A 13,237-nucleotide genomic window follows, 5' to 3' on the forward strand; every position below is an offset into this window, starting at 1 on the left:
CGTGGCCCGTTCCAATCGCAAGCATATCGCGGATACAGTCCGGACAAATATAAAAGGGAGGGGATTTATGGGAAATTTGGTGCGCGTCGCGCTGGGGACCTTGATGCTGTCGGCGGCATGGGACGGGGCGCTGGCCCAGCAGGCCGGGCCGCAGCCCGCCGATCCGACGACGGTTCAGGACGCGGCTACCGCCGACGACGACGAGGGAGATCGGCAAGACGAGCGCACCATCATCGTCACCGGCAGCCGTACGCCAAAGGAAGTCGACAAGATTCCCGGCGCGGTCACGGTAGTCTCGCCGGCCGACGTTCAGCGATCGCTAGCCATTACCGAAGACCAGACTGCGGTGCTGTCGAAAAACGTGCCGAGCTATTCGGAATCGAACCAGACGGGCAACACATTGGGCCAGACGCTGCGCGGCCGGATCGCGCTCTATCTGTTCGACGGTATCCCGCAGTCGACCCCGCTGCGGGACGGCAGCCGCAATGCGACTTTCACCGATCTGGCGGTTGTGGAGCGTATCGAAGTGATCGGCGGCGCCTCCGCGGCGGAAGGCATCGGCGCGGCCGGCGGCGTCATCAACTATATTTCCAAGCGCGCGACGCGGGATGGCCTGCATATCAACGGCGGCGGCCGGTTCGGCACCCAGTTCGAAGACGACAGTGAAGGCTGGAAAGTCCAGGGCGACGTCGCGTATAAGGACGGCGGGTTCGACGTGTTTGCGGCCGCGGCCTATCTCGACCGCGGCATAGCTTATGACGCGAAGGGCCGGCGCATCGGTCTTTCCTCGTCATTCTCGCTGGCCGATACCAAGCAGATGAATTTCTTCGCCAAGGTCGGCATGAATTTCGGCGCCAGCGACGCGCAGCGGCTCGAACTGACCGGCAGCTATTTCAGGCTCGAGGGCAAGAACAATTACCATTATGTCCCCGGCAGCCGCGCATCGGGCCTTCCCGACACGTCCGAACCCGGCCCGCAGCTCGTCAACGGACAAGACGTCCTCCGCCAGGAATTCAACGACTTCAAACAGACGGCGCTGAACTACAGCCACTCCAATCTGTTCGGAGGTAGTCTGATCGCCACCGCGTACTACGCCAAACAGGCAATGCGGTTCGCGGGCGAAAACGGCGTCGATCGGCAGGATCCATTGATCGCGCCGCTCGGCACTCTGGTCGATCAGTCGGAGATCAATTCGGAGAAATACGGGCTGCGGACATCCTATACGCGACCGGATTTCCTGTTCGATGGATTCGAATTGCGCTTCGGCTTCGATGCGGTGCACGACACGACGGATCAAAAGCTCGCGCTGACCAATCGCGTTTGGGTGCCGCCGCTGAAATACACCAGCTACGCACCCTATCTGCAGCTATCCTATGACGTGGGCCCGGTGACCCTGACGGGCGGCGTCCGGCATGAGGATGGCCGCATCAAGGTCGACGATTATACCACAACCTACTTCCGCAACCGCGCCGCCGTCACTGGCGGGACGCTGAAGTACACGAACGATCTGCTCAACGGCGGCATCGTCATCCGGCCGGGCGCCGGCTTCTCGTTCTTCGGCGCGTACACCGAGGGCTTCACTTTGCCCAATATCGGTATCCCGCTGCGCAACATCAGCGTGCCCGGTCAAAGCGTGGATGGCATCACCGATCTGCAGGCCGTCATCTTCGAGAACAAGGAAATCGGCGCGAACTGGCGCGGCCGCTGGGGCAGCTTCGGGGCCTCTTATTATCGTTCATTCTCACCGCTCGGCTCGAGCTTTGCAGTCGATCCGGTCACCCTCGACTTCATTCTTCAGCGGCGGCCCGTGCGCATCGAGGGCGTCGAGGCGACTGCGGAGATCCGGCCGATGTCGCAGCTTCGCTTCAATGCGCTCTACAGCCATCTGAAGGGCTTCACGACCCGCGCCAACAACGTCGTCGAGCCGGTCGATGTGGAACTCGGCATCGTCAACATCTCGCCCGACAAGGTCAATTTGACAGCCACCTGGTTACCCACCCCGAATGCGTCGATCTCACTTGGGATGGACCACTTGATGGCCCGCACCACCAATCAGGGCGAGCGAACCACCGGGCGCACCCTGTTCGACCTGAACGTCAAATATCGGGCTAAGGGCGTGGGCGAATTGTCGTTGGGCGTGGAGAATCTGTTCAACAAATATTATTTCCTCGCCTTCTCGCAGATCGACTTCTTCCAGAATTACTTCGCCGGTCGTGGCCGGGTAGTATCGCTCAGCCTGCGCAGCGATTTCTGATCGCGGCGGGCGAAAGGCGGGGGAGAATAATGTGACCATGTCGAGACTCGGCGGCCGGATCCTGGTCGCCGGATCCGCCAATGCCGATTTCGTCGTACGCGCTTCGCACATTCCTTCCCCCGGGGAGACAGTGCTCGGGGGCGACCTGAGCATTGTGCCGGGGGGGAAGGGGGCCAATCAGGCGGTCGCCGCTGCCCGCGCCGGCGGGGCGGCGACTGCGATGCTGCTGGCGTTGGGGGAGGATGCTTCGGCGGGGCTACTCGAGCGGTCGCTCGGCGATGCCGGGGTCGCGCTGCATATCGTCCGCACTGCCGAACCGACCGGGGCCGCGCTGATCACCGTCGCGGACAGCGGAGAGAATGCGATCACGGTCTCGCCAGGCGCCAATGCGGCGCTGGCACCCGGAGACTTGCCCGACCTGACCGGAGTCGCGTGGCTGGTGATGCAGCTGGAAACGCCGATCGATACGGTGGTGGCCTTTGCGCGGGCGGCGCGGGCGCAGGGGGTTTCGGTGTTGCTCAATGTCGCGCCGGCGCGTGCAGTCCCGCCTGCGTTGCTCGACGCGGTGGATGTACTGGTCGCCAATGAAGAGGAACTGGCCTTGATCGCCGGAGGTGACGGATCGATCGTGGATCGGCTGGCCGCGGTCGGCACGCCGATCGCGATCGTAACCCTCGGCGCGCGCGGATGCTGTGCCTGGTCGGACGGCGCGGCAGTGCTGCAGGGCGCGTTCGGCGTGGACGCAATCGATACGACGGCGGCGGGCGATACCTTCTGCGGCACCCTGGCGGCGGCACTCGCGCGCGGCGATGCGCTGTCGATGGCGCTTCGCACGGCAAGTGCCGCGGGTGCGCTTGCGACGACACGTGCGGGCGCGCAATCCGGGATTCCAGCGCAGCGCGAAGTCGATCACTTGCTGGCAACGGCCGTCGACGATGCCGACATAGCGGATCTGGCGCATTACTGCGGCGTCGGCGATCGAGCGGATTGAGTAACCAGACGCACATGACCTCCCCCCACCACACCACCAGCAACATCAAGTTCAGCCATGCGCTGACCGGCCCCTATCTGCCGACGCCGGGCAAGGCGCCGGGCTGGCCGTTCCAGGAAATGGGGCGCTGGACGATCGACGTCGGGGCGGCGGCGGACGAATGGCTGGCGGGCCTGCGCGAGTGGCGGCGCGAACACCGGCTGCGGATCGGCCTCGACGACAGCCTGTATCGACGGCCCGACCTCGCCTGGTCGCAGGCCAATTTCGTACATGCGCTGACGATGGTCGAGGATCTGCATTTCTACGATCCCGACATCGGGCGCTATACCGTGGACCGCTATCTAGACGATCTCCAGGCCCGTTTCGGCGGCGTCGATAGCGTGCTGCTGTGGTACATCTATCCCAACATCGGCGTCGATGACCGCGGCCAGTTCGATCTGGTCCACGATTTGCCGGGCGGGCTCGATGGGCTGAAGGGCGTCGTCGCCGATTTTCACCGGCGCGGCGTCAAGGTCTTCCTGCCGACGATGCCCTGGGACCATGGCACGCGCGAAGGCGACGCGCCCGATTGGGAGCGCATGGCCGACATCGTCGCCGCGGTTGGCGCCGACGGTATCAACGGCGATACCTATTCGGGGGTGCCGCGCGCCTTCCATGTCGCTTGCGAGGAACGCGGGCGGCCGGTGGTGCTCCAGCCCGAATCCACCGCGCAGGCGGGCGATCATATCCTCAGCTGGAATCTGCAAAGCTGGACCAAGCGCGTCCCCAACGAGTCGATCCCGACGGTGGTGAAGCTCAAATGGGTCGAGCCGCGCCACATCGTCCAGATCGAGAACCGCTGGAGCCGCGAGCGGTGGAGCGACCTGCAGCACGCCTTTTTCAACGGGATCGGCTATGTCGCCTGGGAGAATGTCTTCGGTTTCGTCAACCGGCTCACCGATCGCGACGCAGCGACGTTGCGCCGGGTGGCGATGATCCAGCGCCGGTTCGCGCCGTTGCTGGTGACCGACGATTGGGTGCCCTACGACCGCACGCTGCAAGCCGGCATATTCGCCAGCCGCTTCCCCGGAGCCGGGCGGACTTTGTGGGCGTTGATCAATCGTCAGGAATATGGCGTGGCGGGCGAGCAGATCGCAGTCGATCATATCGAGGGCGCGGCCTATTATGACCTGTGGAACGGGCAAGCGATCGAACCCCGGATAGGCGATGGCCGCGCGTTTTTCGACACCGAACTGGAGGCGCACGGGTTCGCCGCGCTGCTCCAGTTCGAGCGCGGGGTAGACCCCGATGGCCTCGATGCCTTCCTCTCGGAAATGCGCCGCTTCGCGACTCCGCTTGGCGATCACTCGGCAACCTGGTCGCCGTCGCCGCAAGCGCTTGTCCCCATTCCCTCGACCAAGGCCTATGGTGCAGCGCCCGATGGAATGATTTCGATCCCCGCCGGGGCATTCGACTTCGCAGTGCATGGCATCGTGATCGAGGGCTACGCGGCCGAAGGCGTCGACGTGCAATATCCGTGGGAACCCAGCCCGCGACGTTTCCACCGCCACCGCATGCAGATCGAAGCCTTCGCGATCGATCGCCTCCCGGTGACCAACGCCGAGTTCAAGACCTTCCTCGATGCAAGCGGCTACGCGCCGACTGACACTCGCAACTTCCTGCGGCACTGGACCTACGGTTCCCCGGCGCCGGGCAGCGAGCGTATGCCGGTAGTGTGGGTCGGTATCGAGGACGCGCGCGCCTACGCCGCCTGGGCGGGCAAGCGGTTGCCGCGCGAATGGGAATGGCAATTGGCGGCACAAGGGTATGACGGTCGCCGTTATCCCTGGGGGGACGACTGGCGCTCCGACGCGGCGCCGCCTCCATCGCTCGAACGCACGATGCCCAGACTCGTGGACGTCGATGCCTACCCGGCGGGAGCGAGCCCTTTCGGCGTGATGGCGATGACCGGCCATGTCTGGCAGTGGACCGATGAATATCGCGACCGCCATGTCCGCGCCGCCGTCGTCCGCGGGGGCAGCCCATACCAGCCGCAAAGCTCGCACTGGTATTTCCCGCAGGGCTATGCGCTCGACGAGCACGGCAAATATCTGCTCATGGCACCGTCCAAGGACCGTTCGGGCGGGATAGGATTCCGTTGTGCTGTCGATCTCTAGCCGCGAGCTGCGCTTTGTAGCGCCTGGCGCAGTGACGTTGGGTGGGCTGCTCGGTGAAGCCATCGAGGCGAACCGCCGCGGGCGGCTGTCCACCTTCATTACCGGTCCCGACAGCCCCGCGATCGCGATTTTCGATCCTGTCGCGGTAGCGGTCAACGACGGCGGCGACTGGTACGGCGAGCATGCCGGCAAATGGCTTTACGCGGCTGCGAGGGCCGCTGTGGGATGGGGCGACGCCGCGCTTCTCGGCCGCGTCCGCGCGGTCGCCGATCATCTGGTCGCGCTGCAGGATGCCGACGGCTATCTCGGCAATTATCCGCCGCACCGCCGTTTCACCGTCAAGCAGCCCCCCAAGCCCTTCAGCTGGAACGGTGAGCCGGCGTTCAGGACCTGGGATATTTGGACCCACGCCTATCTCATCCTCGGTCTGCTGGAAGTGGCGCGCGCCACGGGCGAGGCTCGCTACATGGCCTCCGCGCGTGCGATCGGCGACCTGGTCTGGCGCACCCTCACCCAGAGCGAGGTGCGAATCACGGACCTCGGCAATCATTTCGGCCTGTCCGCCACGGTGCTGCTCGATCCGGCGTGCGAACTTTATTTCGCCACCGGAGAGCAGCGTTACCTCGACCTCGCGCTGCTCGTGCTGGACCAGGCCGAGGCCGACCCGCGAAGCGCCTTCCTGACCGCTGCACTCGCCGGTGCCGACCCGTCCGAGATCGCGACCGGCAAAGCCTATCAGCTGCTGTGGAACCTTGTCGGCCTGGCAAAGCTGCACCGCGCGACCGGCGAAGACCGCTTTCTGGCCGCAGTTTATTTCCTGTGGGAGAGAGTGCGCGGCGACCATCTCACCTTGGGTGGCGGCCCCTGGGGCGGCGTTGCGCATCGTTCCCGCGAAGTCTTCAATGCCGCCGGGTCATTCAGCCCGTATGGCTATGTCGAAACCTGCTCGACAATGGCCTGGATCCAGCTCAACCGCGAGTTGCTGGCGATCCTCGGCGAGGCGAAGTTCGCCCAGGCGATCGAGCGCAGCGCTTATAACGATCTTCTCGGCGCCCAGGCTTCCGACGGCGAGGATTGGTGCTACTACAGCTTCCCTAACGGCAAGCGCGTCCACACGACTTATTGGCGGTGCTGCAAGTCAAGCGGGGCGGTCGCGCTCGAGGAATTGCCGGGTATCGCCTATGGCGTGACCGCGAACGGCGAAGTCGCGATCAATTTGCTCGGCGCGTCCACAGCGACGCTCGAGGTGCCCGGAATCGGCACGGTGCGGATCACCCAGACGACTGGCTACCCGTTCGGCAATAGCATCGACTTCACCGTGGAAGCCGACGGCGCGCCGGTTCCGCTGCTCATTCGCGTTCCCGATTGGGCGGAAAGCGCGACGCTGTCGGGCAACGATGAAGCGCTCACGCCCGACAGCTTCGTCCGCGTCGAGACCGCCGGCACGGTTGCCCTCACCCTTCCGATGAAGCCGCGGCTGCATCGCGCAATGGCCCGCAACGTCCAGGAATCGCTCACGCCCGACGGATCTGCCGTCGCACAGGAGGTGCTGCGCCAGGAATATGTCGCTCTCACAAGCGGGGCCCTGGTCTATGCCACGCGGCTGATCGACGGGTTCAAAGCCGAAGAGACGGTGCGCCTTGACGCCGACGCCGTGGCGGCCGATTCTGAGGGAGCCTTGCTGCTCACTCCGCGCGACCGCGCTCCGATCAAATTCGAACCCTATTATCGCGCTGGCGGCCGCCACGACGGGGCGTGGCGCCTCACATGGCTGCGGCTCGCACCCGAGGATGTCACATGAGCCCGTTTTTCAGCCCCAAGCGAACCGGTCCCGCGGGTCCGCTCAGCGGCGTCAAGGTGCTGGACCTGAGCGCCTATATCGCCGGCCCCTATGGCTGCACGCTCCTCGCCGACCAAGGTGCCGACGTCATCAAGATCGAGCCACCAGCGGGCGACAATCTGCGCGAATATCCCTCGACGCTAGAAGGCGAGAACCGCGCCTTCCTCGGGGTGAATCGATCGAAGCGCGGGGTCGTGCTCAACCTCAAGGAGCATGGCGAGCGGGACATCCTGCTCGAGTTTGCCGACGAAGCCGATGTCCTTGTCCATAATTTCCGTCCGGGCGTCGCCGAGCGGCTCGGCATCGATTATCCGACGCTCTCGGCGCGCAACCCGAGGCTGATCTACTGCGCGGTCACGGGCTATGGCGAGGCGGGCCCGCTCGCCGGCCGCGCGGGCTACGATCAGGTGCTCCAGGCTATGACCGGCATGTGCAAGCTGCAGGGAAGGGCAGGCGGGCCGCCCGAGCTGACCTATGGCTCGCCGGTCGATTATTATGCCGCCGCGCTGGTGGCGGCCGGCGTCGCCTCCGCACTCTACGAACGCGAGCGCAGCGGCGAGGGGCAATATGTCGGCGTTTCGCTGTTGCGTAGCGCAATGGCGATGCAGTCGGCGCGGATGGTTCAGGGGGAAGGCGAGCGCTACGACGTCTCCCGCGATATGCGCTCGGGCGGGATCACCGGGCTCCACCCGACCGCCGATGGCTGGCTCTATTTGTCAGCCAATGCCCCGCACTTCTGGCGCGCCTTGTGCGACCGTATCGGGCTCGCTGCGCTGGGCGACGACTCGCGCTATAACACCGTCAAGAAGCGCGCCGAACACGCAGACGAACTCGTGCCGCAGTTGCGCGAAGTGCTGCTGACGCGCTCGGCCGAGGATTGGGAGAATCTGCTGGCCGATGCGGTCCCTTGTTCTGTCGTACGATCCGTCGAGGACATGTTCGATCATCCCCAGGTCGCAGCCGAAAATATGATGGCCGAGATTCCGCATCCGATCTTGGGCAGCTATCGCGGCGTGACGCGGCCGATCAAGTTCTCGCGGACGCCTGGGCCCGAGGCGTTCGCCGCACCGCTTCTGGATGAAGACAGCGATACCTTAAAGGCCACTCGGCTTTGAGCTCGGCGATTGACCAGCCAATGCCCCAGCAGCGACTTCTTCAGCACAATCCGCCGTGGCTCGCCTAGAACAGGCCGGACCGGTTGCGGTCCAATTCCCACCATCTTTGGCCTGCTCGTGAACCCGATGCCGCGCACAAAATCGGTCAGCCGACCTGCCCGGGCACGCTGACGGATCGCATTCGCTCGCCGCGAATGCAGTGCATTTCTGGCCTGATGCAGCCCAATGCCGACCGGGCGCAGTTTATATCCGGCCGTTACCAACCAGAACCGATCAGACGTCGAGATTGGCGACGCTCAGCGCATTCTCCTGGATGAACTCGCGGCGCGGCTCGACGACGTCGCCCATCAGCTGGGTGAAGATCGCGTCGGCAACATCGGCCTGGTCGACCTGGACCACCAGCATCGAGCGGTTGGTCGGATCGAGCGTGGTCTCCCAGAGCTGCTCGGCGTTCATTTCGCCGAGACCCTTGTAGCGCTGGATCGACAGCCCCTTGCGCCCCGCGGCGAGGATCGCGTCGAGCAATTGGCTCGGCCGCGAAACCAGGGTCTGGCCCTTGGCCACGGTCACCGGCTCCTCGGCTTCCTCGCCTTCGAGCGTGGCCGCGGCCTCGATCTCGGTGGCGGGGATCGCCTTGGACGGCACCAGCTTGGAGGGCAGCAGATAGCTCGCCGACTGCTCGATCGCCAGCGCGTGGAGCTTGCGCGCCTCGGCCGAGACGAGGAACGCCGCCTCGACGATGTGGTGATCGGTCACGCCGCGCCAGCGCCGCTCGAAATGATAGCCGCCATCGTCGGTCACTCGCGCCGACCAGCGCGCATCGGCATCCGCCGCGTCGAGCCGGGTCACCACCGATGTCAGGCTCCCCTCGCGCTGTTCGCGGCTCGCATTGGGATCGAGCCCGTTGCCGAGCGCCAGCGCCTCGATGATCATCGGATCGTAGCGCCGCGGCACGTAGCGCATCAGCGTGCGCATGCGGCGAGCATGCTCGACCAGATCGCGCAGATCGTCGCCGCTGCGCGCGCCGCCCGGAGCCTCGAGCACGTTGCCGCCGACACCGGCGTCGACCAGATACTGGTCGAGCGCGCTATCGTCCTTGAGATAGACCTCCGACCGGCCCTTGGTCGCCTTATAGAGCGGCGGCTGAGCGATATAGAGGTGCCCCTTCTCGATGATCTCGGGCATCTGGCGATAGAAGAAGGTCAGCAGCAAGGTGCGGATATGCGCGCCGTCGACGTCGGCGTCGGTCATGATGACGATCTTGTGGTAGCGCAGCTTCTCGACGTTGAAGTCGTCGCGGCCGATGCCGGTGCCCATCGCCTGGATCAACGTGCCGATCTCGCGGCTGGCCAGCATCCGATCGAAGCGCGCGCGTTCGACGTTGAGGATCTTGCCGCGCAAGGGAAGGATCGCCTGGAAATGGCGGTCGCGGCCCTGCTTGGCCGAGCCGCCGGCCGAGTCACCCTCGACGAGGAACAGTTCGGACTTGGCGGGATCGCGCTCCTGGCAGTCGGCGAGCTTGCCGGGAAGCGAGGCGATGTCCATCACGCCCTTGCGCCGGGTGAGCTCGCGCGCCTTCTTGGCGGCCTCGCGCGCGGCGGCGGCGTCGATCACCTTCTGGATGATCGCGCGGGCCATTGCCGGGTTTTCCTCGAGCCACTCGGCCATCTTGTCGGCCATCAGCGATTCGAGCGGCTGGCGCACCTCCGACGAGACGAGCTTGTCCTTGGTCTGGCTGCTGAACTTGGGATCGGGCAGCTTGACCGAGACGATCGCAGTCAGCCCCTCGCGCATGTCGTCGCCGGTGAGGGTGACCTTCTCCTTCTTCAGCGCGCCCGATTTGTCGGCATAATTGTTGAGCGTGCGAGTCAGCGCGGCGCGGAACGCCGCGAGATGGGTGCCGCCGTCGCGCTGGGGGATGTTGTTGGTGAAGCAGAGGACGTTTTCGTAATAAGAATCGTTCCACTCGAGCGCGACGTCCACGGTGACGTCGTCGCGGGTGCCCGCGATCGCCACCGGCTCGGGCATCAACGGCACCTTGTTGCGATCGAGATACTTCACGAACGCGGCGATCCCGCCCTCGTAATAGAGCTCGACTTCCTTGACTTCCTCGTGCCGCGCGTCGCGCAGGAACAGCCGCACGCCCGAATTGAGGAAGGCCAGCTCGCGATAGCGGTGCTCGAGCTTCTCGAAGTCGTATTCGGTGATCTTGAACGTGGCTGGCGAGGCGAGGAACGTGACGCGCGTGCCCTTTTTGCCTTCGGGCGCTGGCCCGAGGACCTTGAGCGGGGCGACCGCATCGCCGAACGCGAAGCGCATGTAATGCTCTTCGCCGTCGCGCCAGATGTTGAGATCGAGCCACTCGGAGAGCGCGTTGACCACCGAGACGCCGACGCCGTGGAGACCGCCCGAGACCTTGTAGGCATTGGTGTCCGAGGTGTTCTCGAACTTGCCGCCGGCATGGAGCTGGGTCATGATGACTTCGGCCGCCGACACGCCTTCCTCGGTGTGGATGCCGGTGGGGATGCCACGGCCGTTATCCTCGACCGAGACCGATCCGTCCGGGTTCAGCTGGATGACGATCTTGTCGCAATGCCCGGCGAGGGCCTCGTCGATCGCATTGTCCGAGACCTCGAACACCATGTGGTGGAGGCCCGAGCCGTCGTCGGTATCGCCGATATACATGCCGGGCCGCTTGCGGACTGCGTCGAGGCCCTTGAGGACCTTGATCGAGTCTGCGCCATAGGCGTTCGCGTTGGGGAGATTTTCGGGGGTCTGATCGTCGTTGGATGCCATGCCCAGCATATAGGGTCGCGCGTCACGAAACGGAAGCAAAATGGGGCGCTGCGGCGCGGCTTTCGCGCGGGCCTCGGCCGCCGGCATCACCGCTCACGGTCCGCAGCGGCGAGCATCGCGCGCAGCCGGACGGCGCGGGGACTCTCGAACCGCTGCCAGCGGCGCAGCCACAGAGCCGCCTCGGCGATCGGATCGGCATCGAGCGTGCAGAGGCTGCGGCGACCGTCGCGGCGTCGGCGGACCAGGCCGGCGGCGGCGAGCACGGCAAGGTGCTTGGCGGCGCCGGTGTCGCTCATCGCAAGGTCGCGGGTCAGCTCGGCGACCGACTTCTCCCCCTCTGCGAGCCGCGCGAGCATGGCGCGGCGCGTGGGATCGGCGAGGGCATGCAAGGTCGAGTCAAGCCGATAGCCAACCATCAGGTTGGCAATTGCGGCAGCGCGGGCCGGAGCCAACCTTTCGGTTGGATTGGTAAATGGCTGATTGTTCGGGGTTTTGCCGGATAAGGCAGGGGAGCAGGGGGAATCTTGCTTGACCCGTCTGGCGCTTTTCGAGTCAAGCGGCGGGGTCGAGTCAAGCGGCGGGGTCGAGTCAAGCGGCGGGGGCGTTTGCCGGGGCCTGGTGCGGAGGTTCTGCGGTTCGCTCATTGGCGAACACAAGCAGAACAAATCCTACATTCCCAGCATATTTATTTGCGTGATTGCCGGCCGGTGCGGTTCCGGCTCATGCGAACAGCGCAGGGGCCGCGAGCCGCAACCGTGCGATGCCGGCCTCCCAGCGCCCGCTGTCCACCGGTCGTTCCATATGGGTCAGGATCTGTCCGGCGCCGAGGTCCGCTGCATTGGGGTCGAAGGCGTCGTTTGCCATGTAGAAGGCGAACCAGAGTAGCGCATCTTCCGGGGAGGGGCGTTCCGCCTCGCCCGCGGCCACTGCATGCAGGAAGCAATCGAGGTCAGAATAGTTTTTGAGCCATTCTCCGCTTCTGAACCTGCTCTGCCGCAACATCGGTTTGCCGAAGAAGGCGCCCTGAGCAAAGCTCTTGGAATCGCCCAGCATCATGCCGTCGACGTGTTTGGCCAAGGCGAGGGTCGCAGGCAGGCTACCGAGAACCGGCGGCGCAAGCACGACGTTCTCCAGTTCGGCAATCGCGGCAAGCAGCGGCGCACTGTCGACATGCCTGTCGTTGAGCGGATGGTTCGTAACCACCAAGGTGAAATCGGGGCCGGCGCGTGCCGCCAATTCCGCGACCAGCCGATGATTGGGCATCGTCCGGATGCTGTGCATGGTGAAGAAATTGTCTTCGTTTTCATATTCCAGCGGGACGAGCAGCACCGGCCGATCGCCGGCGATGCCGCATCGGGCGAATATATTCTCGCGCTGGCCAGGCCGCGCCGCATGGCGTTCGTGCAAGTGCGTCCAGGCCGGTGCGATCGAGTTCACCAACGCGTCACGCTCAGTGGCGGAAAGTTGGGGAAGAATTCCCTGATCGAGCGGACGATCCTGGAAGACTATCCACCAGGGCGGCGTGGCGAAGGGCTCGAGCCGCCCCTCCATCAGCAGCTTCACGGTTCCGGGAAAAGCCTGAACCGTGTCATAGTCCGCGCTGCGACAAAGTACGTAATCGGGCGCAAGGTCTTGCACCCAGGCAACCATGTCAGCCCGGGTTTCCGGCATCGTGCGGGTACTCGGATGGTCAGGACCTTCCATGATGCACCAATGTATTCCGGGCAGGTCGACGCACCGTTGCAATTCGCGCGCGCTGATGCCCGTGCCACGCCATGGCGCGGGTGCCAGCACATAGATCTCGCACCGCGTGGCCAAGGCCCGGATCATGGGTTCGATTATATTGTCGAACCACCAGGGCGTTACGACGGGAAGGTAGAACAGGACCTTCATACGGGGCGGCGATGCCGGCGATCGTCCGCGCGGCGGATCGCGAGCCCGGGACGGGCAAAAGAACATGAAGGAAGTTGCAAGGGGACCCCAGGCGTCAGAAACTCTGCTCCAATGTAGGACGAGCGCCCCTTCGCAACCAACTTTCCGGCCGAAACGAAGGCGCGCCCTTCGCGTAAATGTCGGGGGAAAGGG

Annotated in this window: 8 protein-coding genes; 5 read left to right on the plus strand and 3 right to left on the minus strand. The window is 64.9% G+C overall.

Translation table 11 applies throughout. The features are described from left to right. Positions 1-67: 67 nt before the first annotated feature. From CVN68_RS24355 to CVN68_RS19210, 5 genes are read left to right on the plus strand one after another with little or no spacing between them, the layout of a single operon-like run. Positions 68-2,254 carry a TonB-dependent receptor gene (locus CVN68_RS24355; RefSeq protein ID WP_100283616.1) on the plus strand — a complete coding sequence of 729 codons (2,187 nt, stop codon included), beginning with the start codon at positions 68-70 and terminating at the stop codon, positions 2,252-2,254. A 37-nt stretch (positions 2,255-2,291) separates the two neighbouring features. Next, a complete protein-coding gene (locus tag CVN68_RS19195; protein WP_100283617.1) occupies positions 2,292-3,245 on the plus strand; it encodes a ribokinase in 954 nt (317 codons plus the stop codon). Positions 3,246-3,259: 14 nt separating this feature from the next. Continuing rightward, the gene (locus CVN68_RS19200) at positions 3,260-5,401 is read left to right on the plus strand and encodes an SUMF1/EgtB/PvdO family nonheme iron enzyme (protein ID WP_100283618.1); all 2,142 of its coding nucleotides are present in this window, start codon (positions 3,260-3,262) and stop codon (positions 5,399-5,401) included. Then, a complete protein-coding gene (locus CVN68_RS19205; protein ID WP_199560136.1) occupies positions 5,385-7,202 on the plus strand; it encodes a glycoside hydrolase family 127 protein in 1,818 nt (605 codons plus the stop codon). Before CVN68_RS19200 ends, CVN68_RS19205 begins: the two co-directional genes overlap by 17 nt. After that, positions 7,199-8,356 carry a CaiB/BaiF CoA transferase family protein gene (locus CVN68_RS19210; protein ID WP_100283620.1) on the plus strand — a complete coding sequence of 386 codons (1,158 nt, stop codon included), beginning with the start codon at positions 7,199-7,201 and terminating at the stop codon, positions 8,354-8,356. The genes CVN68_RS19205 and CVN68_RS19210 overlap by 4 nt, the downstream gene beginning before the upstream one ends. A gap of 273 nt (positions 8,357-8,629) precedes the next feature. Here CVN68_RS19210 and gyrB read toward each other — a convergent pair whose 3' ends face one another. From gyrB to CVN68_RS19225, 3 genes are all read right to left on the minus strand, one after another. Continuing rightward, positions 8,630-11,152: a DNA topoisomerase (ATP-hydrolyzing) subunit B gene (gene gyrB / locus CVN68_RS19215; protein ID WP_407695517.1), complete on the minus strand. Its 2,523-nt coding sequence runs from the start codon at positions 11,150-11,152 to the stop codon at positions 8,630-8,632. A gap of 86 nt (positions 11,153-11,238) precedes the next feature. Next, positions 11,239-11,568: an ArsR/SmtB family transcription factor gene (locus CVN68_RS19220; protein WP_100283621.1), complete on the minus strand. Its 330-nt coding sequence runs from the start codon at positions 11,566-11,568 to the stop codon at positions 11,239-11,241. Between the two features lie 304 nt (positions 11,569-11,872). Then, the gene (locus CVN68_RS19225) at positions 11,873-13,045 is read right to left on the minus strand and encodes a hypothetical protein (protein WP_100283622.1); all 1,173 of its coding nucleotides are present in this window, start codon (positions 13,043-13,045) and stop codon (positions 11,873-11,875) included. Positions 13,046-13,237 lie beyond the last annotated feature (192 nt).

It is taken from the genome of Sphingomonas psychrotolerans (assembly GCF_002796605.1).
Classification (GTDB): Bacteria; Pseudomonadota; Alphaproteobacteria; order Sphingomonadales; family Sphingomonadaceae; genus Sphingomonas; species Sphingomonas psychrotolerans.

Excerpts from the sequence above, each read along its gene's own strand:
- CVN68_RS24355 (WP_100283616.1), top strand. The coding sequence starts at position 68 with ATGGGAAATTTGGTGCGCGTCGCGCTGGGGACCTTGATGCTGTCGGCG.
- CVN68_RS19210 (WP_100283620.1), top strand. The coding sequence starts at position 7,199 with ATGAGCCCGTTTTTCAGCCCCAAGCGAACCGGTCCCGCGGGTCCGCTC.
- CVN68_RS19220 (WP_100283621.1), bottom strand. The coding sequence starts at position 11,568 with ATGGTTGGCTATCGGCTTGACTCGACCTTGCATGCCCTCGCCGATCCC.
- CVN68_RS19225 (WP_100283622.1), bottom strand. The coding sequence starts at position 13,045 with ATGAAGGTCCTGTTCTACCTTCCCGTCGTAACGCCCTGGTGGTTCGAC.
- CVN68_RS19200 (WP_100283618.1), top strand. The coding sequence starts at position 3,260 with ATGACCTCCCCCCACCACACCACCAGCAACATCAAGTTCAGCCATGCG.
- CVN68_RS19195 (WP_100283617.1), top strand. The coding sequence starts at position 2,292 with ATGTCGAGACTCGGCGGCCGGATCCTGGTCGCCGGATCCGCCAATGCC.
- gyrB (WP_407695517.1), bottom strand. The coding sequence starts at position 11,152 with ATGGCATCCAACGACGATCAGACCCCCGAAAATCTCCCCAACGCGAAC.